This is a genomic window from Alicyclobacillus hesperidum (assembly GCF_900107035.1).
In the GTDB taxonomy this organism is placed as follows: domain Bacteria; phylum Bacillota; class Bacilli; order Alicyclobacillales; family Alicyclobacillaceae; genus Alicyclobacillus; species Alicyclobacillus hesperidum.
The window spans coordinates 103,338-124,390 of sequence record NZ_FNOJ01000003.1; the positions used below are offsets into that span (position 1 = coordinate 103,338).

Here is a 21,053-nt window from a genome sequence, read left to right on the forward strand (position 1 = left end):
AGGCCATCACGCCATCACATGGCGAGAAGTCTGCGACTGACGGTCAGCGTCTGCCGAATTCGCGACTGTGTATCAAATCCGGTAATCACGATGGCATCGCCGTCTTCTACAAAATCCGTGACACCCGAAATTGACAAAAGACCGTCTGGATCTGTCAATACAAGATGCACGCGATATGCGTGATCGCCCATGACTGCGACATCCTTGAGCTTACAGGGGACGTTGCGGATATACGCCTCTGGATTGACTTCCAGGTGCACGTACACCGTTTCACCGACCATGGATGATAGCCAATTTCTTGCCTCGTCGATACCAAGCGGCGTCATGCCTTGGTTTCCTCCTCCCCATCGCCCACAGCAACCGGGTTCTCCGCATACGAAATCCAGTCACTCCAACTGCCTGGATAAAGTCGGGCACCTTGTATGCCCGCAAGCTCCATTGCAAAAAGCGTCGAACACGCCGTCACACCAGATCCGCAGTAGACGACGATAGGCTTGCCCGCAGTCGCAAGGTCGTGAAAGCGATTGCGTTGCACGCTCGCAGGCAGCCATTTCCCGTCGGAACCAATCCCCTCCTCCCATGGTCGATTGACGGCCCCTGGAATGTGGCCAGCCACCTTATCCATGGGTTCGATCTCGCCGCGATAACGAGCAGGTTGACGCGCATCGACAAGAAGTGCAGAACCGGACTGTACCATGTCGCGGACATCATCCACGTCAACCGTGTCTTCCAATGTGATGCACGGCGCAAAGGTAACGGGCTCATCTTGCGGCGGATCGGCGACGACGGGCAATCCTGCTGTCGTCCAAGCCAACCATCCGCCATCGAGCATGCGCACATCTTGCGCGCCAATGTGGCGTAGGAGCCACCAAGCGCGCGCCGCCATGCCTTCGCCGCCATCGTAGACGACGATGACAGAGTCCCGCCGTGCACCGCACTCGCCAACCCGCATTGCAAGGCGTTCCATATCGGGGAGCGGATGACGACCGCCGTGAGCCTGGGGCGCAGCGGACAGATCGCGCTCAAGATCCAGGTGGTGAGCACCGGGAATGTGCCCTTCGTCGTACGCCGCTTTTCCCCAATTCGGATCGGTCAGGCGAAATCGGCAGTCAAACACGGTCCAATTCGGGTCTGTCACATGAGCCGCTAATTCGGTAGCTGAAATCAGCACGTAAGCCCGCCTCCTTACTGCCCGTCTCGGCGTGCGACGCGCGTGGCTCCAGCCTGGTCGATGGACGTGATGATCATGTCGTCGATGTTGACATGCACCGGTCGCGTGACGGCAAAGGCAATGCAGTCGGCGATATCTGCCGCAGTCAGCGGCCGCATGCCTGCATAGACGGCATCCGCACGCGCCTTGTCGCCGTGAAAGCGGACGATGCTGAACTCGGTCTCGACCATTCCCGGATCGATTGACGTCACCCGCACTGGCTTGCCAAGCAACTCCTGCCGCAAAGCTCCCGTTATGGCACGTACTGCAAACTTCGTACCACAGTACACACCTCCGCCAGCATACGCCTCGTGTCCCGCGGTCGATCCGATGTTGACAATATGTCCTTCTCCGCTTGCTATCAAGTGTGGCACCAAGCGCCGCGTCATGCGCAAAAGCCCCATGACATTGGTGTCGAGCATTTCTTGCCAATCTGCCTCGTTTGCCACTTCATCAATCGGATCCCGGCCTAAGGCCTTGCCAGCGTTGTTCACCAGCACGTGAACCTTTCCGAACCGTTCCAAAACAGCTGCAATAAATGCGTCGACGCTTTGAGTGTCTGTGACGTCAAGGGCTAAGGCAAGGGGTTTGCTACCCGAGATACGCTCAATTTCCGTTGCCACTGCACTCAGTTTCTCCACTCGGCGCGCACCGACGGCGAGTTGAAATCCTGCTTCGGCCAGCGCGATCGCAGTGGCCTCGCCAATGCCTGAGCTTGCACCTGTGACAATCGCAATTTTCCCACGCCCAGAAATACCCATCCACGTTACCTCCCGCAAAAAGTCTTACATGTGGGCGGATGTCGTATCCGAACTCGCCCGCTTCCCATACAGTGTGGCATATCGTTTGCCCGCAAAGGAGGAATCTCCACCATGCCATGCCCGGAAGTGGTCACAGGCCACGTCGCCATTCCTGGCGAGGACTTTGAGCGCATCCAACGCAGCGTCGATCGCGGCCAGAATATGTGGCGCCTGAGCCCTGTCCGCACGGCCCAAGAGGTAGGCATCGTCCACCTAGGCTTGCGCATGAACGACGTGTACACCTTTGTCGAACAGTACCGCGATGCAGATAGTGGGCTCATGCATGCGGTCGTACGCGTCAAGCATCGCAATTGCACCTATCTAGTCAACCTGTACCAACCGCAAAAACAAGGACCAGGCGGCATTTGGGTGGTTGAGTCGGTCACCGAAATCTGATGGTAAAACGACTAGCGCTGCTTCTCCCACATCGACGGGGGTAGTTTGCCAACCGTCTCCATCAACATCTCATACAGATTTCGATCCAGCGCTTCGTCGAGCGAGACGCCCAAGCGTTCAGCGATATCGCGGATTGTCAATCCGTCTTTGCGCAGCGTCCGCATCGCTTTCTCCCACTGTTGCAAATGCGGGCCATGGTAATCGATTAAAAACTTCCATTTCTCCTCGTCGATCGCGATGCACGCATTCAACATGTCGGTGACGACATCGACTGTCGCCCCTTGCGCGCCCTTTTCGAACAGGCGCTGCCGGAAGACCGTTTTGATCAAAGCCTCCTCGGAAAACTCGAGCAGAAATGGCGGCATGATATATCCGACCGGCAGTTTCGCCCGGGCCGCCTGCAACTGCTCTGCCCGGTCTTGTTTCGCCAATCGGATCACATGGCGAATTCGTTCCAACTCTTCTTCATATTCATCCGGGTTTTTCGCCTCGACAGGAAGCTCGAATCCCCATGGCACATTGGCGCGCTGCCCGCCCGCGATGCGTGTGGGACGCCCGACTGTATATGTAACAAGGTGATCATAAACCGATTTTCCGACGCCTATGGCGAGGAACAGGACGGTTTCGCCGCGAATAGGTTCGTAAGAGTGCCCTGCCGCGACCATGCTGCGCAAAAACCGTTGCGTATTTGCCATATCGTTGTATTTGCCCAGGTACAAGCTCGCCTTAAAGGCGCTCGACAGCCTATCCTCGTCCGTCGCGCGCAAGGCGACGATGCGCCCTGACTGTGCGACATGCCAGCCTTGCTCTTCGTAGCAGATGCGAATAAACTTTTCAATGTTGTCCAGATGTTCATGGATCGGGACGAGATCTGTCAGGAAGCGCAAGCGCGGATGTCCGAGGATGGCGGATCGGTCCAACGTAAACACAGGTGAACACCCGCCTTTCACATACGGCTCTAAATTCTGTTGCCAGCTTACATTGTACCAAATCCGCCAAAAGGCAAAAGAGGAGGGAACCCTATGGCGACCCGCGTAGTCGTCGGCATGTCCGGTGGCGTCGACTCGTCCGTCAGCGCGCTTTTATTGAAACAAGCAGGTTATGACGTCGTCGGCGTGTTTATGAAAAATTGGGACGACACAGACGAAAACGGGCACTGCACGGCCACCGAAGACTTCGAGGACGTCGCTCGCGTCTGCGAGCACATTGGCATCCCATATTACGGCGTCAATTTCGAACGCGAGTACGAGCAACGCGTATTTCAATATTTCCTTGAAGAGTATGAACGTGGACGCACCCCGAATCCAGACGTCCTTTGCAATAAGGAGATTAAGTTTAAAGAATTGCTGGAACGAGCGCTGGACCTTGGTGCAGATTACTTGGCGACGGGCCACTATGCCCAACTGCACACCGGTGCGGACGGATCCGTTGAATTGCTCCGAGGGGCAGATCCAAACAAGGACCAGACGTACTTCCTGCATACACTGGATCAAGAGCCCTTGCGCCGCGCCATGTTCCCCATCGGTCACCTGCAGAAAGCGGAGGTACGGCAGATAGCGCGTGATCACGGACTGCCAACGGCAGCGAAAAGGGACAGTACAGGTATTTGCTTTATCGGTGAACGCAACTTCCGCCAGTTCCTAAGCACCTACTTACCAGCCCAGCCCGGTATCATCGAGGATGTGGATGGCAACCGGATCGGCCAACACGAGGGCTTGATGTACTATACCATCGGACAACGCCGTGGCATTGGCATCGGTGGTTTACAGGAAGGCAGCGGTGAAGCCTGGTATGTTGTCGACAAAGACCTTGAGCGCAACGTGTTAATTGTAGCGCAGGGTCAGGATCACCCGCGGCTGTTTGCGACGCGCCTGAGCGCGTCGAGGCTGTCGTTTGTGGCAGGTCGCCCGCCTCAGCCGGACACGTTCCGTTGTACCGCCAAATTCCGCTATCGACAATCCGATCAAGGTGTGACGGTGCATATGCGCGGTCCGGATACGTGTGAAGTTGTCTTTGACGAACCCCAGCGTGCGATCACGCCAGGACAGTCGGTCGTCTTTTACGATGGCAACGTGTGTCTTGGCGGTGGCATCATCGAAACACGCGAGTTGCTGAACGCCTGATACCCGTCGTGACATGCTGGTTACGAGGGCGCTTTTGAGGGCGAAATACCCCCTGTGGGAGGCGACCCATCTGGAGACGAAAGATCTGCAACTGTTTCTTGCGGTGGCTCGCAACAAGTCGATTTCACGAACAGCCGATCAACTCTACATGTCGCAATCTACGGTCACCAACCGCTTGCAGAGACTTGAGCGCGATCTCGGCTGCCAACTGTTCACGCGCACACCTGGGGGCGTCCAGCTCACGGCAGAAGGAACCCGTTTATTCCCGCTCGCCGAACAAATGATGCAGATTGAACACCGCATGCTTGAGCCGGCGGCCCGCCCCATTCGCACTCTGCGTGTGATGTCCGGACGAGCATTTGTCTCGACCGACGTACCACGCTGCTTGCACCACATGCTACAAGTCGAAGAAGTACGCCTGCAGGTTCGGATGGGCATGTACGAAGACATGGTGGAAGCACTCGTGGGAAACCAAGTCGACTTCTGTTTTCTCGGCGAGCCCATTCATCACCCTCGCGTTCGCCTGGTGGAATATCCAGCGGACGCGATCGATCTCGTCGTGCCTATTGGCCACCGCTTTGTCCACGACCTTCCGAGCATCGGTGCGCTCGCAGACGAGCCATTTATCGCCTTTGCCGACACCACTGCGCCATTTCGACGACGCATTTCGATGTTGCTCGCAAAATACGATGTCTATCCAGACGTGCGCATGGAACTGGACAGCATTGATGGTATCAAAGCAATGGTCGCACAAGGACTCGGGATCTCGCTCCTACCGCGGCGCACCTTGCACGATGCCGCCGCCAAGGGCGTCATTGGCATCGCGCTGCCAGATCCTCAGTTCTGTCGGCCGACGTTTCTCGCGTACCCAGACGCCATCGAACACGAGCCTCTCACCAAACGATTCATCGAGATCGTCACGGAACACTACGAGCGAGAGGTTCGTTTTAAGGGCTGAAGCCACCCGATAAACCATAAAAACCACAATAAAACACCCCTCGTTCCAGACAGCGCTGGTTGGAGGGGTGTTTGCCGTTTGCGACACGTATTGGACGGTTGGTTTAGCGTGACAACACGCGCTTTGCAGCCGCGTATACGTTGTCGACCGTGAAGCCGTACTCCTTGACGACGATGTCGCCAGGGGCGGATGCACCAAACCGATCAATGCCCAGCACTTCACCGTCGAAACCGACAAATTCGTACCAACTCATGGGATGAGCCATCTCGACCGCAACGCGCTTGCGCAGAGTTGGCGGCAGAACGTCATTGCGGTAAGCCTCTTCTTGTGCGCGGAACACTTCAAGGGACGGGAACGAAATGACGCGTACTTTGACGCCTTCGGCGGCCAACTTTTTACCTGCTTCGAGCACAAGCTGAACCTCGGAGCCGGATGCAAGCAAGGCCAGGTCAGAGCCATCGCCGTGCTTGTAAATGATATAGCCACCCTTTTCAAATTGACCCTTATTTTCCTTGATCTCCGCCAAGGTCGGGAGCTTTTGCCGCGACAATGCAAGCGCCACCGGCGCGTCGCGATGCGTCAAAGCATACTTGACGGCGAGCCCCGTTTCCGTGCCGTCAGCCGGACGGAACACGCGCAAGCCTGGAATCACGCGCAACGACGCCAACTGTTCGATCGGCTCGTGCGTCGGGCCGTCTTCGCCCACCGCAATGGAGTCGTGCGTCAAAACAAACAATGACGGTTGCTTCATGAGCGCCGCCAAGCGCACAGCCGGGCGCAGGTAGTCGACAAATACGAGGAACGTGCCGGCATACGGGAAAATCCCACCATGCAACGCAAGGCCGTTCATCATCGCGCCCATCGCATGCTCGCGAACGCCATAAAAGACATTCTTACCTGCATAATCCGGGGCTTTGAAGTGATCTTCATCCTTGAGCAACGTGTTGTTTGACTTTGACAAGTCGGCCGATCCGCCGAGCAGCGTTGGCATATGCGGGCCAACTGCATTGATCACCTTGCCGAACGCTTCGCGCGTCGCGATGGCATCCGTGAATTCCGGCAAGACAGCGTCAAAGTCGACGTTTGCCTTACCAGCCAAGGCGTCTTCCAACGTCTTCGCTTCCTGAGGATGCGCTTTGGCGTAATCCGCATACGCCGCCTTCCACGCAGCTTCCGCATCGACACCGCGCTTTTTCACGTCAGCGAAGAGGGCACGCACTTCGTCAGGAACATAGAAGTCCTCTGCATACTTCCACCCGTACGTCTCTTTTGCCAGCTTCGTCTCCTCTTTGCCGAGCGGGCTGCCGTGCACTCCCGACGTACCTTGCTTGTTGGGCGCACCATAACCGATGATGGTTCGCACCTCAATCAAGGTCGGCGCATCGGTAAATGTCTTCGCCTTTGCGATAGCCGCCTCAATCTCGTCAAGATTGTTGCCATCCTCAACACGGAGCACATTCCAACCGTATGAACGGTAACGCATTTTGACATCTTCCGTGAACGACCAATTGGTCGGTCCATCCAGCGAAATGTCGTTTGAATCGTACAACACAATCAACTTGTTCAGCTTCAGATGACCCGCCAGCGAACTCGCTTCGCCGCTAATGCCTTCCATCAAGTCCCCGTCGCCGCAAATTACGTATGTATAGTGGTCAATCGGGGTATGGCCGTCGCGATTGAACTTGGCCGCCAAGAAACGCTCTGCCATTGCAAAACCGACTGCAGTCGCGATGCCTTGACCGAGCGGACCCGTGGTCGTGTCGACACCCGGCGTATGGCCATACTCAGGGTGCCCAGGCGTCTTCGAGCCCCATTGACGGAACTGCTTCAAGTCGTCGATCGTCACGTCATACCCAGTCAAATGGAGCAAGCTGTACAATAGCATCGAACCATGTCCGGCCGACAACACGAAGCGATCGCGATCGATCCAATTCGGATTTTCCGGATTGAATTTCATAAAGCGCGACCACAGCACGTACGCCATCGGTGCGGCGCCCATCGGCAAACCAGGGTGACCCGAGTTGGCCTTTTCGATGGCGTCGATCGACAGCGTCCGAATCGTCTTGACAGCCAATTGATCTTGTTCTGTGTAGGGCATATGTCCACTCCCAGTGCAAAAATATTTTGGCCGACACTCTTATCATACCACATCCAGCTGCATTCCCTGCGCGGCTCGTGTCGAATTGTGAATCAAAGTTTCGGATGAACTCGCAAGGAAATCAAAAGTAGGGTAGCATAATGCTGTTTGAAAGGAGCCGTCAACTTCATGAAGCAGTTTCCCACAAAAGGCCGTGAAAAGGCGGCCATCTTCCTCGTCCTGGCAGCGAATATCATCGTGCGCTTCATTTGGATAGGGCTGATGCATCCAGTTCAAGAAGCGGACTTTCAATGGTATTACGATCACGCTGTCGAGTTGGCAAACAATCAGGGTTACAACTGGTTCGGTCAACCCACGGCCTACTGGCCCATCGGCTGGCCCTTGTTTTTATCTTTGATCTTCCGCATCACAGGACCCTCAGTGATAGTCGGACTGGTAGTCAATGCTATTTTGTCGACCGTGATCGTCTGGATGATTTATGTACTCACGCGGAGATTATTTCAGAATCACGCTTACGCGCTGGCCGCATCCATTGCGTACACGCTGTTGCCGAGTCAAATCGTGTGGAACAGCGTTCTTGGCTCGGAAGAACTATTTACCACGCTGTTGCTCATCTCGCTGTATTTGTATGTCCGAGCGGAGCGCTTCCGAGCGCTATCCTTCGGTGTTGCCATTGCGGGAATTGTGCTCGGTTTCGCGGTTGACGTTCGACCAATTCCCCTGGCCTTTCCGTTGTTCGTATTCTTGTACGAAGTCATGAGCGGTCAATCCGGAACGTTGAAAGCGCGATTCTGGCCCGCGATTGCCCGCGCTGTTACGCTCTTTGTCGGCATGCTCATCAGCGTGCTGCCCGTGACCATTCGCAACCGCATCACCATGCACCATTGGGTACTTGTGTCGACAAACGGTGGGACAAATCTGTTTCAGGGAATACATACGAATGGGGGTTATTGGTGGTCGTACAACCCATACGTCAACCCATTGCTCAACATTCACAATGAGGTACAAAAGAACGCCGTCGGTGAACATGCGGCACTTCACTATATTGAACACCATATCGGCCGAACCATCGTCAACGGGTTTATAAAAATTTGGGATTTATACAAAGACGATCTCAATGCGAATTGGTACACGTTTCGCGTTTCACCGCACGTCGCAGGCTGGCTGCGTCCGATGGATGCTGTTCTGACGACTGCTTATTTTCTCTTTATGGTGCCTGCCGGTATAGGCCTAATCTACTTTTGGGTGCGCCGTATCCCGGGGTGGCGCCAGGCTTGGCTCCCCTTCGCATTCTTGTTGTATAACACGTGTTTCTTTTTCTTTTTCCCGGCGTGGGACAGATTCCGATACCCTCTGATGCCGCTGTTTGCGATCTTTGCGGGCGTCGGCTTGGTGAGTATCTTTCGGGAAATGAAATCAGACTCCTTGCATAGAGAATGAACTAGACCACAACGACCATGAGGCTGCTCCCAAATCACCTAGGGCAGCCTCTTTTCTATAGCTCTATAGCGCAACACCTACCGGCCCATAGCAACCAAAGACGGAGATCAGCAATACGTCACGCTTAGGCAAAGACTTTCCGCTTTACCACACAAGATTATCATATTATAAGATTGTATTGATAACGCTTTCATATCTGCATGTAGGAGGAGATTAAATTGCCTAGCCACGAAGCCATGGCCATCCGGCAAATGCTTAGTCAGTATCGCAGTGGTGAACATGAAGGCCCCCCACCCTCCATCGAATTGCAACGGGCTGCCCTGGACGAAATGGGCAGAACCATTCCCCAACCGGACGATGTGCTCGTCACCCAAACAAACATAGCGGGTGTGCATGGAGAATGGATAGAGGTGAAAGGCGTTTCGAACACCCGCGTCATCCTCTACCTTCACGGTGGTGCCTACTATATGGGTAGCTGCGAATCGCACCGGAGTCTGTGTTGGCGCATCGCCAGAGCTGCCAAGGCTCGCGTTCTGTTGATCGAATATCGACTCGCCCCAGAGCATAAATTCCCCGCTGCCGTCGAAGATGCAGTTGAAGTGTACAAAGAACTCATACGCGACGGTGGGATAACTCCAGCATGCATCGCCATCGCAGGCGACTCTGCTGGAGGTGGTCTGACCGCCGCGACACTTCTGTCGCTACGCGACACAAACGTGGATCTCCCGGCGTGCGCCATCCTCTTGTCACCATGGACCGATCTCGCAGGCACGGGCGAATCGATGACTACGCGCGCCAATTACGACCCGTGGCTTGAGCCCAACAGCATTCGCAAGGCGCCCGCACTGTACACGGCAGAAGAAACCCTCACACACCCACTCGCGTCGCCACTGTATGCCGATTTACAAGGCCTGCCCCCGCTTCTTATTCACGTGGGCGATCACGAATGTTTACTCGACGACTCGGTTCGCTTCGCCGACAAAGCACGCGCCGCCGGAGTCAGTGTCACCTTGCATATCTGGGATGAAATGTGGCATGTGTTCCAAAGCTTCCCCATGCCAGAAGCCGACGCTGCCATTGCAGAAATTGGACGATTTGTTCAGCAGCAGATCCCGGATTGAGCGCCACTTCGAGACGGGCATAGCCGTATAAACGACGTGACCAATACATGAAGATGGGGCAACGTGTCGTCCACGCTGCCCCATCCCTACTCGGAGAAAACGTTAAGTCAACCATAACACCAACGCCGTCGCGATGGTCAAAGCGCCGGCGACCATGTCGCGGGCTCGCAAAGATACTTGCCGATAGTACGTACGCCCGTTCCACGCGTTGGCAGGATCTCCATAAAACCCTCGTGCCTCCATCGCGATCGCGAGTCGCTCGCTGATACGAACGGACTGGCTGAGCAATGGCAACGCGTAGGTGACAGGCCGTAAAATCCACCAACCCTCGCGGCCTCGTAAGCGCCGTGCCATGCGGAACGTCTCTAAGTCGTGCCCAAAACGGCCCAGAAATCCCATTCCGGCCATCATACCATAGGACATTTTCGGTACAATCCTGAACGATTGGCTCAACCCAACCATAAAATCGGTGCCATCCGTCGTCACAAGCAGGACATAAGCCAAGATGACGGTCGCAAAAGTCCGCATTACGACAAGCAACCCTTGGTTCAAACCATACCAGCTGATGTGAAACCACAGCCAGTGCACGTAGCGATATCCCGGCGGTGTAGCCGCGTTTGCCGCGAATGCCCAAAGGTAGATCACGTAGACGAGGACAAGTGGTAACAGACGTTTGACCATCTTCCCTGGATGGCACCACCCGAACGCAAACGCTAGGACGAGGACCAAGGCCCAGAGTCTCCCCGCTTCACCGAACGACCAACAGCACATGCAAACGACGGCAGTGATCAGAAGCGTCAACGCCTTCACATCTGGATGCCATTTGCCAACAGGCGATCTTCTTGGCCAGGAAGGCTGCTTCGGTGCATGTTGCAGTGCTGTGGTCACATCCTCCGGCGCAATGCCCGCGGATGGATCAGGCCCGTCGTCTGAAAGCGGCACTATATCGTCGAATAAGTGCGCACGCTCGAGGATGTCTTGGCGCTCAAGGAGTTCGGACACCGCCCCATCGTATAACAGCGTGCCCTCAGCGAGTACCCAAACGCGTGTAGCGTACGTCTGGACCAAGTTCATATCGTGTGTGACCGTGACAATGCTCTTGCCATCAGCTTGCAACTGCAATAGCCTATTTAAGATTTGGGCTTCGGACGCCGGGTCCTGACCATACGTGGGTTCGTCAAACAACCAGATGTCCGCATGAGTTCGCATCATCACTGCGACGGACAAACGGCGCTTCTGTCCTTGACTCAAGGCATAAGGGGAGGCATGCGCGTGTTCGGCCAGCCCAAACTCGTCAAGGGCATGGAGTACGTCCTCTGGAATGTCATCGCCAAGCACCCGGCTCGCCATCTCGTCCGCTACCTGCTCATACAGGAACTGATATTCTGGGTTTTGAAAGCCATATGCGATATGCGAGTAGCGTTCACGCGCTGACATGCCCGTGATGGCCCGACCAGCGAACTTCACGATCCCCTTCGACGGACGGCGCAAACCCGCCATCGTCTCAAGCAACGACGACTTGCCTGCGCCGTTAGGTCCAACGATGGCAATCCATTCTCCGCGCCCAACCTGTGCATCAATCCCTTGCCAGACCTGCTCCCCGCCGTACGTCAAGGCCAAATCGCAAAGCGCTAATACCGGGTCAGGAGACGAGGTGGGGAAGACCGGTAAAGGATTGGGATGCAGGCAGGTGCCTGACTCTCCTTGGCTAAGCCTGCGCCATTCGTCGGCAGCAAAAACACCGACCTGCTCGCCTGCATTGTTCAGTGCAATGACGCGATCGACCACAGGCAACAAAGCTTCATACTTATGCTCAATGATGAGAAGTGTCTTGCCTTGTTTGCGCAATTCTGCAATCATGGCGAACACCATGCGCGTGGAAGTCGGGTCGAGATTTGCCGTTGGTTCGTCGAAGATGAACAGTTCGCTCTCCATCGCAAGTGCACAGGCGATGGCAAGCTTTTGCTTCATTCCGCCAGAAAAGCGCGCATGCGCCGCGTGCGGGTGAACGTGCAGATGCACAGCGGCAAGGGCCTGTTTAGTCCGTTGTGCCATTTCGTCGCGCGGAACCTGCAAATTCTCAAGCCCGAACGCAATCTCGTCGTCGACGTGGTGCATGCAGAACTGAGATTCTGGATCTTGAAATACATAGCCAATTTTCCCCGGTTTTGATACCGATGGAGCTATCCAACATTCGCCCGTGACTACGCCCTCGACAGACCGGGGAATAATGCCAGCCAAGGCCATGGCAAGCGTACTTTTTCCACTGCCGCTCGGCCCCGCGAGCAACACGCATTCGCCCGGGTGAATGGAAAATGTGCACCCGCGCACGCTTGGTTTCGCTTCCCCATCGTATGTCACGGCGAGATCGCGTACCGATACAAGCGGCGACTCGCCATGGATAGGCAGCGGCCGGCTCATTGTGGGATCGCCCGCCCATCCTTCGCAATGGCGTAATTTCGAACGGCACCCGTACGCTTTAGCGCATCACCCATCAACTTCGGCAACCAACCACCGAGAATGGCGCCGCTGACGAGAGAAATCATAATGGATAAAAGCATGGTACCAAGATCCAACGACTTGCCTCCATACTGGAAGTACCATTGAACCAAGTAGGCTAGCGAGGCGAGTGTTCCGGAAAGCATACAAGAGGACAGGTTAAACATCCGATACGCGAAAATAAGAAACGCGATTTCCGAGCCAATCCCTTGAATAAGACCCGACTCCATGGTTCCAAGGCCGAATTGTCCACCAAGCAAAAGTTCCACAGCGGCTGCGACCAACTCGGCGATCAACGCGGCAAGCGGGCGTCGAATAATATAGGGAACGAGAACACCTGCAATCATCCAAAACCCTGTCATCGCCGCCTGCAACGCATAGGCGGTCGTTGGCACCAGCGCATTGATTACGTCCCACACACGATACAATCCGCCGCAGACAATCGCAAGCACAACCATTAAAATGACTTCACGTAACTTCCATTTCGCAAGCACAACTTGCATCTCCCTTCGCTTCCGTGACAGGACGACCTTTGGGAGAACCTGTTCGCACGCAAAACAGCGCCCTTTCCACGACGGGTGAAAAGGGCGCTGATAGCGTAGCGACGGTGGGCACTTCCTCACGCTGGTATTATCCAGGTCGAGTCCGAAAGGGTTGGTGACTATGTCACCTCTCAGCCAACGTCGGCACCCCTAGTCCCCTATTCACGGTATTCCTTTTTTCATAGGCTAGTGTAGCATGCTCCCCATCAACCGACAAGCCAAAAACAAGCCTGTGTCTATCCGAAAGCCAATGATGATGCCGTGGTCATCGGTACAGGTCAGCCACCCGTCCAAGTTTCTTCTCACTTCGACCAGTTCTCTATGGGAACGGGATCAATCGGATCAGCCGGCGTAAAGTTCAAGATAGCTCCAAAAAAGAACAACTGCGCTTCCAAGGCACGCTTCGCGTTTTCCGCCTTCCGAAACCCATGGCCTTCGCCCGGAAACAAAAGATAGGCGACGGGCACACCCTTCCTTTTTAGTGCCTCGACCATCAATTCCGCTTGATTGGGCGGTACTACTTTGTCGTCTTCACCCTGGAAGAAAATCACCGGGCACGCAAACTGATCCACGTGCTGTAAGGGCGATCTCGCGACAAATCGCTCCCGTTCCTCCGGATACCGACCAACGAGTTGCTCAATATAACGCGATTCAAACTTGTGTGTCTCCTTGGCGAGCAGAGCGAGATCGCTCACACCGTAGTGACTTGCACCAACGCGGAACAGATCGCGAAACGCAAGCACGGCCAGCGTGGTGTAGCCGCCGGCACTGCCACCCGTGATACACAGCCGATCGCGATCGACATCGCCACGCTCGACAAGATATAAGGCACCTTGGCAACAATCGTCGAGGTCGACGATGCCCCATTGCCCGGCCAGGCGCTCGCGGTACTTCCGCCCATACCCAGTGCTGCCGCCATAGTTGACATCGAGAACGCCAAAGCCGCGCGTCGTCCAGTACTGAATCGACAATTTGTAAACCGGCCGGGCTGCGCTGGTCGGACCGCCGTGCGACATCACCAATAGCGGTGGCCGCTCGGAAGCAGGTGCAACATACTGTGGATTGGTGGGCGGATAGTAAAAGCCGTAGGCCACCTCACCGCCCGTAGTCGGAAACACAATGGCCTCCGGCTCTGCAATCCAGTCGTCGCTAAGAGCGGCACTTGGTCCAAACTTGACGGTGTCGACGCTCTTGCCATACACCTTCGCGATGACAGCAGGACGCCGCGTCGACATGGCGACACAGAACACACCACCCGCACCATCTGCGAACAAATCGTCAAAGCCCGTGAACGCCGTCTCTATATCGGTCAAAGTACCTGTATCTACATCGATCTCACACAATCGCCCGAAGCCGTTCTCCACGTATGTAGCTACGATGTGCGAATGGTCAATAAACGCATACGTCGAGCTACCCAGTTGCCAAAGCGGACGTCCAAATTCCACGTCGCGCGGTGCGACGGCGCGCGTACCGCCGGCATCCCAAGCGTACAGATTCCACCAGTTTGTCTTGTCTGACACGTAGAACAATTGCCCACGCGGGCTCCATTCGGGTTGGAAGATAGATTCTTCCCGTCCACCTGCGATCCGCTGTGCATTCGCGAGCTTCTCTCCATCCCAATCGGCTACATACAGGTAGGTCCCATTCCATGGCATATTTGGATGATCCCACGCGATGTAAGCCAACCGCCTGCCGTCTGCCGATAGGCGCGGATACGCGTAAAAATCGTGTCCACTGGCGACGATGTCGACCCGACCGTCAGCAAGGCGCACGACCGCCAAGCTGTTGACCGGTTCGCCGCTCGTCCCGTGATCTTCCACAACGCCGAAAATGACATCCTCCGCGATAAACAAGTCGCCAAAGCGGAGCGCAGACGGCTGTGTCACAGACTCAGGCGGCAAAGGTTCTTCGCCAGCAAAGCGCACGCGATAGATACATTGATCCGAGAAGTTTACAAAATAGACGACGTCATTTTTGACCGCATATGCTCCACCGCCATATTCGTGTACGCGGGATCGAGCATTGAATGGGATCGGCAAACAGTCGATCTCGCGTCCGTCCGGCAACCGTTTCACAATCGCAATGCGCCCCGCTTCGTGCGGTCGGCTCTCGAGCCAATACAGACTTTCGCCGTCCCACTTCGGACTGCCAAGCCCCGTCGCCGCCTGTACCACCTTATCCGCAGAGAGCGGTGACGCCCAAGCGCCGTAGCTCGCAAGCTGCTGTTTTGCCATCACGCCATCCCCCATCCATCAACCTTGTAACATCCGCCGCAGATTCGCCATTTCAATAGCGCTGACAGCCGCATCCCAGCCTTTGTTTCCCGCCTTCGTGCCTGCGCGCTCAATCGCCTGTTCGATGGTATCTGTTGTCAGAACTCCAAAAATTACCGGCGTGTCCGTGTTCATCGAAAGCTGAGCGACGCCCTTCGCCACTTCCGCTGAGACATAGTCGAAGTGCGGCGTTGAGCCCCGAATCACGGCTCCTAGGGCGATTACGACATCAAAGCGACCACTCGTCGCCATCCACTTCGCGGCGGAAGGAATCTCGAACGCACCAGGCACCCAGGCGACCTCGACGTTGTCCTCTGGCAGGCCGTGCCGATTGAGCGCGTCCAGCGCACCGGACAACAGCTTGCTCGTGATGAACTCGTTAAACCTTGCAACGACAATGCCCACACGTTGATTTGACGCCACCAATTGTGCTTCGTAAGTACGCAAATTCGTCCACTCCTCTTGGCAATCCTGCTTGTCATAAGGTTTTACAATAGCCCACTCCACGTACGATCACGGCAAGTCCAGCAGATGTCCCAACTTGTCTCGTTTCGTTCGCAGGTATAGTTCGTTGTGCGGGTTGCGATCCACCTGTAACGGCACGCGCTCGACGACTTCAAGTCCATGTCCAGCAATGCCGCGCAACTTGCGCACGTTGTTGGTCAACAGCCGCATTTTGCGCACGCCGAGATCGCGCAAAATCTGCGCACCGATGCCGTAATCGCGAAGATCGTCAGGAAAGCCGAGACGGTGATTGGCTTCCACCGTATCCGCTCCCTCATCCTGGAGGGCGTAGGCACGAATCTTGTTGAGAAGCCCAATCCCGCGCCCCTCCTGCCGCAGATACAGCAATACACCTTTGCCCGCTTCAGAAATTTGCCGCAATGCGGCGTGCAACTGGGGCCCACAGTCACAACGAAGCGAACCAAATGCATCGCCGGTCAGGCATTCCGAGTGCACCCTGACTAGCGTCGGTTCGCCGTCTGTCACATCGCCACAAACAAGCGCAATGTGCTCTTTGTCATCGACCTCGTTGGTATACACAACGGCCCGAAAATCGCCGTATGCGGTCGGCAAGTTTGCCTCCGCTTGGCGACTCACCAATTTTTCCGAACGCTTGCGGTAGGCAATTAGGTCGGCGACGCTGATTAGCTTGAGGCCAAATCTCTGTGCCACTTCTTCCAGCTGTGGGAGACGTGCCATCGTGCCATCTTCATTCAAAATTTCACAAATGACGCCAACCTCTGGTTCACCGGCAAGACGAGCGAGATCGACAGCCGCCTCGGTATGTCCGGCTCGCCGCAAGACACCGCCAGACTTTGCAATGAGCGGGAAGATGTGACCTGGCCTGCGAAAGTGTTCCGGTTTCGACGTCTCGGAGACGATCGCTGCGATCGTCTCCGCACGCTCATAGGCCGAAATTCCTGTATGTGTGCTGGCAGCATCGACGGAAACGGTAAAGGCCGTGCCAAAGTGGTCAGTATTGCGTTCAATCATCTGCGCGAAACCAAGGCGCGCCGCCCGCTCCGAGGTGACCGGCACACAAAGAAGGCCGCGGCCGTGCGTGATCATGAAGTTGACAACCTCTGGTGTGGCTTTCGCACCAAGGGCAATAAAATCGCCTTCGTTTTCCCGATCCTCGTCATCGACGACGATGACGATGCGCCCCTCGCGCAGATCGGCGATAGCTGCTTCAATCGAATCCATACCTTCACCCCCACGTTCTACAATTCACGCAAAACCATGCCGCGCCAGCATGTCTAACGTAATTCCACCTGTTGTTGAGCCTGAGGCTCCCTCATGTTCGACGGCAGCCCCTCCCATCAAGAGTCGTTCAACGTATTTGGCGACGATATCACACTCGATGTTCACGATTTCTCCTGGGCGTACGCCGCCAAATCGCGTTGCACCGCGCGTGTGAGGGATGATGGAAACGGAAAATGCCTGGCCGACAACGCGCATAATGGTGAGACTCACACCATCGACACAAACAGAGCCCTTGTCGACCATGTACCGGATGAGCGCAGGATCGACCTCAATGACCAGCACACGTGCAATGCCGTCTTGGCGCACCTCGCGCACGCGGCCTGTCCCGTCGATATGCCCGGAGACGATATGCCCACCAAAGCGCCCGCTGGCAGACATGGCGCGCTCGACGTGAACTGCGTCTCCAGCTTGCAGGCCACCAAGGTTGGATCGGCGCAGGGTCTCAGGCACAGCCGAGACGAAGAAATGATCTCCCTGCATGCGCTCGACCGTGAGACAGACGCCATTGACGGCAATGCTATCCCCCAACTGCATGTCTTCCATGATTTTGTCAGCTGCCAGTTCAAACGCGGCGCCATGTGGGCTCGCATCGACGCGGACGACGTGCGCCAACTCCTCGACCAACCCTGTGAACATGTTCTCACCTCCTCACGGCGCGTACTTCACGCGACCTGTGATACAAAGATCATCGCCAACTTGACGCACCGCAACATGATGAAGGGCAATCGCTTCGGCCATAGACTGCGTAACTGCCCCCAGAAACGGCGGCAAGCCATTTAACAACAGCTTCGGTGCCACGTAGAAACACACGTCATCGATGAGCCTATCCTGCAAAAACGCCGCCGCGAGCGTCGGGCCACCTTCAAGCAGAATCGAGTTCAGCCCAAGCGCAGCTAATTTGGGCAATGCCGCTGTGAGCGAAGTGCGGCCTTTGTCCCCGGCGACCGGGAGCCAAACAACCTGCCCTGCCGCCTCAATTTCCTGCACCCGCCTTTCGTCGGCAAGCGCGGATGGGGTCGTCACAATCACAGTTTGCCCGGGCTCGGCAAGCATGCGTGCCGAAGCTGGCAGCCGCAGCCCAGAATCAAAAATCACGCGAAGCGGCTGCCAATCGCCAGCCTGTTCGGTGTCTGAGTTGCGCACGGTCAATCGCGGATCATCCGCTAGGACGGTTCCAATACCGACTGCAATACCGGGGTGCTCCATCCGCAAACGTTGCACGTCCGCGCGTGCGAGTGGACCTGTGACGTACTGGCTATGGCCTGTGTTGGCGGCCACATGGCCGCTTAAGGTCAGCGCTGCCTTATACACGACGAGCGGCCTGCCCGACTGCAGTCGGTGAAAGAAAGCGCGGTTGAGTGCGCGAGCCTCGTCTTCTAGCACGCCGACCGTCACATCGATCCCGTGATCGCGAAGACGTGCAACGCCCCCCCCGGCCGTGCGGGGATCCGTGTCGAGCACGGCGACCACGACGCGTTTAATGCCGCTTGCCAAAATCGCCTCGCTGCACGGCGGTGTGCGCCCATGATGATTGCAAGGCTCGAGCGTTACATAAATCGTCGCACCTTGCGCTTTTTCCCCTGCCATTCGCAAAGCATAGATCTCCGCGTGCGGGTCGCCCGGTTTTAGATGCGCCCCTTGCCCGACGATCTCGCCGTCTCGCACGACAACCGCGCCAACGCGGGGATTTGGCGAGGTCTGCGCGCCGCCAAGACTTGCCACCGCAAGCGCATAACGCATAAAATGCTCGTCCACGTGCAGTGAAAACACCCCCACAAACGACAACAAGCGCCCCTGCATCGACAGGGGCGCTCACAAACCACGATGAAATAACCGAACGACCAAGCCAAGGCGACATAGACACGCCAAATCCACTTGGTTCGATTCCTTCTTTCATCCGGACTGTACCGTCGGTACTGGATTCTCACCAGTTCCTGCCTATCTGGCTCGTGGACTCGCCGAACCTGTGTCGGATCACCACCGATCGGGAATTGGCCGCGTGGCCTCACCCTGCCCCGAAGGATTGATTCAGTTGAACATCCTTTATCATGACGAATTGCGGCAAGTTTCGCAAGCAAGTGCTTACCTAGATTGGACCTTATCTGGTCTGTCTGTTTCTTGACCGGCTTTCCGGTTTGCCGCATCTCGTTCTCTGTACTGCCCAAGAAAGAGAGCAAGTAGAATCATGACGCCACCCATGTAGAAATACAAGGACGGGCGTTCATGAACGATCGCGATCGCCAATAGCACGCCAAATACGGGCTGCAGATAAAGCGTGATCGCCGCGCTGGCGACATCGTGATCTTGCAGGACGACAATCCACACGAGGTATGCGCCTGCGGTTGCAAGAACAGCCAGGAAAACGAGGCTCCAAAAGCTCGCAGGCGAAACTTGATGTGGCCAGGGATGGCCACTGGCCCAAAACAGCGGGACACACCCGACGCCGCCCGCTAAGAGCATGATGGACGTCGCACCTGTCGCCGGCACGTCGGCAGTCAGACGCCCGGACACCGCATTATAGACGGCATAACATACAACCGCTCCGAGCATGAGTAAATCGCCCGCGAGATAACCCGATACGCCCGGCCGAGGACAACCCGCAACGACCCACGCGCCGACGGCAGCAAGGCCCATTGCGAACCACCTGCGGGGACCAAGGCGCGTATGGAAGATAACGGACGACACCAAAAGAGTGAGCAGTGGTTCAAGTGCGATTGAAACCGCGCCCAGTGCTGGTGAGGATATGTGGATCCCGATGGTTTCCATCGTCACAGGAAGCGTAAACCCGAGTAAGCCAAGAAGAGCGATTCGGATGGTCTTTGGCAGGCTCCATGAATTGCTATTTCGCCGATGAGCGAATAACGCTGGCGAAAGCAACAATCCCCCGACCAACATGCGCGACATGACAATGAGGGTGGGCGCAATCGACTCGGCGGCAATACTGGTTGCCGTAAAGCTGCCAGACCAGATGAGGTTCGCAAGGATCAACAACGTAAACAAAAACCATTTAGGCATACGCAACGACCGGCCTCCATCTCTCCGTAGCCTATGCTACGACTTCGGCCGGCCGTTGCCAACTGGAAATCTTAATAAAGATTTGAGAAAAAGGTGACATGCGGAAGTCCGGTTATGACATCGGAAATAGCGTCGGTTTGGCATAACGCGCTTTTCGCTCGCGGCGCGCTTGCTTTTGCAGTACAAGGTAGTGCTCCGTGACGAACGTCAGCGCATAACCTTTACGTTCCAGATTGCGGATTACATCACCAACGGTCATTCCGAGATAGTCCGCAATGACCACTTGTTCATCCGAACTGCTTCCCGCTGTGACGACAATTTCCGCACTCCCGGTCGCCATTTGGCGCAAGATGACAACCACGGCATTCACCTCCATGGTACATCCAATGCACCGATGGAACGTCCTAGGTAGGGCGTGTGTCCTGATGTAGGTATGGTGCCTTCAAACGTCAGGTTTTTGCGATTGTGGATGGCCATGTGATTCGATCACGTGGATAACCGGTTCAAATGTGTACTGATGATTCACCACGTCGACAAGAAAATCCTCAACCTGTTTGTGGTCCATCACGAATGCATGCCCATTGAAGTTTAGAAACTGTAGCAACGAATCGCGGTCATGAAAAAGCCCCGCCATCGATCTGGCAGGCCTTTTCGGTGTTAGTACACTTTCCCCACCGAACTCCCGTCGGTAGCGTGTTTGACCAGGGCAAGAGTACCTCGAGCGTCAGCTGCCCGTCTTCCACATAGCACGCAAGCTTCGTCCACTGCTTCAGGTATTAGCTCATAGCCTGTCCTGGCGCGCTTGTCGGCA

The 21,053-nt window shown here is 55.9% G+C and carries 20 protein-coding genes and 2 riboswitches; of the genes, 5 read left to right on the plus strand and 15 right to left on the minus strand.

Annotated features, from left to right (window positions below; translation table 11 throughout):
* Positions 1-14 precede the first annotated feature (14 nt).
* Genes BLU70_RS03010 through BLU70_RS03020 form a run of 3 tightly spaced genes read right to left on the minus strand, consistent with a single transcriptional unit; the run spans position 15 to position 1,971 of the window.
* Positions 15-326 carry a DUF1806 family protein gene (locus BLU70_RS03010; protein WP_006447417.1) on the minus strand — a complete coding sequence of 104 codons (312 nt, stop codon included), beginning with the start codon at positions 324-326 and terminating at the stop codon, positions 15-17.
* Entirely contained in the window at positions 323-1,171 is an 849-nt protein-coding gene (locus tag BLU70_RS03015; RefSeq protein ID WP_006447418.1) for a sulfurtransferase, read from the minus strand. Before BLU70_RS03015 ends, BLU70_RS03010 begins: the two co-directional genes overlap by 4 nt.
* Before the next feature lie 14 nt (positions 1,172-1,185).
* Complete coding sequence (locus BLU70_RS03020) at positions 1,186-1,971, minus strand: SDR family NAD(P)-dependent oxidoreductase (protein WP_040289822.1); 786 nt, start codon at positions 1,969-1,971, stop codon at positions 1,186-1,188.
* Between the two features lie 111 nt (positions 1,972-2,082).
* Between BLU70_RS03020 and BLU70_RS03025 the strand changes: the two genes are divergently transcribed.
* Positions 2,083-2,406: a hypothetical protein gene (locus BLU70_RS03025; RefSeq protein ID WP_074691840.1), complete on the plus strand. Its 324-nt coding sequence runs from the start codon at positions 2,083-2,085 to the stop codon at positions 2,404-2,406.
* 11 nt (positions 2,407-2,417) lie between these two features.
* On the opposite strand, the gene BLU70_RS03030 is transcribed toward BLU70_RS03025, so the two are convergent.
* Positions 2,418-3,335 carry a hypothetical protein gene (locus tag BLU70_RS03030; protein ID WP_074691843.1) on the minus strand — a complete coding sequence of 306 codons (918 nt, stop codon included), beginning with the start codon at positions 3,333-3,335 and terminating at the stop codon, positions 2,418-2,420.
* Between the two features lie 93 nt (positions 3,336-3,428).
* Between BLU70_RS03030 and mnmA the strand changes: the two genes are divergently transcribed.
* A complete protein-coding gene (gene mnmA, locus BLU70_RS03035; RefSeq protein WP_074691846.1) occupies positions 3,429-4,529 on the plus strand; it encodes a tRNA 2-thiouridine(34) synthase MnmA in 1,101 nt (366 codons plus the stop codon).
* A gap of 34 nt (positions 4,530-4,563) precedes the next feature.
* Complete coding sequence (locus BLU70_RS03040) at positions 4,564-5,487, plus strand: LysR family transcriptional regulator (RefSeq protein WP_244885096.1); 924 nt, start codon at positions 4,564-4,566, stop codon at positions 5,485-5,487.
* 103 nt (positions 5,488-5,590) lie between these two features.
* Here the strand turns inward: BLU70_RS03040 and tkt are convergent, their stop codons facing one another.
* Entirely contained in the window at positions 5,591-7,585 is a 1,995-nt protein-coding gene (gene tkt / locus BLU70_RS03045) for a transketolase (protein ID WP_074691851.1), read from the minus strand.
* A 168-nt stretch (positions 7,586-7,753) separates the two neighbouring features.
* Between tkt and BLU70_RS03050 the strand changes: the two genes are divergently transcribed.
* Positions 7,754-9,025 carry a glycosyltransferase family 39 protein gene (locus BLU70_RS03050; protein ID WP_074691854.1) on the plus strand — a complete coding sequence of 424 codons (1,272 nt, stop codon included), beginning with the start codon at positions 7,754-7,756 and terminating at the stop codon, positions 9,023-9,025.
* A 218-nt stretch (positions 9,026-9,243) separates the two neighbouring features.
* Complete coding sequence (locus tag BLU70_RS03055) at positions 9,244-10,146, plus strand: alpha/beta hydrolase (RefSeq protein ID WP_006447426.1); 903 nt, start codon at positions 9,244-9,246, stop codon at positions 10,144-10,146.
* A gap of 102 nt (positions 10,147-10,248) precedes the next feature.
* On the opposite strand, the gene BLU70_RS03060 is transcribed toward BLU70_RS03055, so the two are convergent.
* The 10 genes from BLU70_RS03060 to BLU70_RS14545 form a co-directional block, all read right to left on the minus strand.
* Positions 10,249-12,567 (minus strand): ATP-binding cassette domain-containing protein, encoded by a 2,319-nt coding sequence (locus BLU70_RS03060; protein WP_074691858.1) that lies wholly within the window; start codon positions 12,565-12,567, stop codon positions 10,249-10,251.
* Positions 12,564-13,148 (minus strand): ECF transporter S component, encoded by a 585-nt coding sequence (locus BLU70_RS03065; RefSeq protein ID WP_006447428.1) that lies wholly within the window; start codon positions 13,146-13,148, stop codon positions 12,564-12,566. The genes BLU70_RS03060 and BLU70_RS03065 overlap by 4 nt, the downstream gene beginning before the upstream one ends.
* A gap of 96 nt (positions 13,149-13,244) precedes the next feature.
* Positions 13,245-13,349: riboswitch (TPP riboswitch) on the minus strand.
* Between the two features lie 140 nt (positions 13,350-13,489).
* Positions 13,490-15,421, minus strand: coding sequence for a S9 family peptidase (locus BLU70_RS03070; RefSeq protein WP_074691860.1), 1,932 nt, complete (start codon positions 15,419-15,421; stop codon positions 13,490-13,492).
* Positions 15,422-15,439: 18 nt separating this feature from the next.
* Positions 15,440-15,907 (minus strand): 6,7-dimethyl-8-ribityllumazine synthase, encoded by a 468-nt coding sequence (gene ribH, locus BLU70_RS03075; RefSeq protein WP_040289836.1) that lies wholly within the window; start codon positions 15,905-15,907, stop codon positions 15,440-15,442.
* Positions 15,908-15,973: 66 nt separating this feature from the next.
* Complete coding sequence (locus tag BLU70_RS03080; protein ID WP_006447431.1) at positions 15,974-17,167, minus strand: bifunctional 3,4-dihydroxy-2-butanone-4-phosphate synthase/GTP cyclohydrolase II; 1,194 nt, start codon at positions 17,165-17,167, stop codon at positions 15,974-15,976.
* Between the two features lie 24 nt (positions 17,168-17,191).
* On the minus strand, positions 17,192-17,863 hold the full coding sequence (locus BLU70_RS03085; protein WP_074691863.1) for a riboflavin synthase: 672 nt from the start codon (positions 17,861-17,863) through the stop codon (positions 17,192-17,194).
* 12 nt (positions 17,864-17,875) lie between these two features.
* Entirely contained in the window at positions 17,876-19,027 is a 1,152-nt protein-coding gene (gene ribD / locus BLU70_RS03090) for a bifunctional diaminohydroxyphosphoribosylaminopyrimidine deaminase/5-amino-6-(5-phosphoribosylamino)uracil reductase RibD (RefSeq protein ID WP_006447433.1), read from the minus strand.
* Positions 19,028-19,108: 81 nt separating this feature from the next.
* Positions 19,109-19,254, minus strand: a riboswitch (FMN riboswitch).
* A gap of 55 nt (positions 19,255-19,309) precedes the next feature.
* Positions 19,310-20,242 (minus strand): DMT family transporter, encoded by a 933-nt coding sequence (locus BLU70_RS03095; protein ID WP_006447434.1) that lies wholly within the window; start codon positions 20,240-20,242, stop codon positions 19,310-19,312.
* A 112-nt stretch (positions 20,243-20,354) separates the two neighbouring features.
* Positions 20,355-20,603 carry a hypothetical protein gene (locus BLU70_RS03100; protein WP_100218654.1) on the minus strand — a complete coding sequence of 83 codons (249 nt, stop codon included), beginning with the start codon at positions 20,601-20,603 and terminating at the stop codon, positions 20,355-20,357.
* 81 nt (positions 20,604-20,684) lie between these two features.
* Entirely contained in the window at positions 20,685-20,876 is a 192-nt protein-coding gene (locus tag BLU70_RS14545; RefSeq protein WP_074691866.1) for a hypothetical protein, read from the minus strand.
* Between the last annotated feature and the right edge of the window lie 177 nt (positions 20,877-21,053).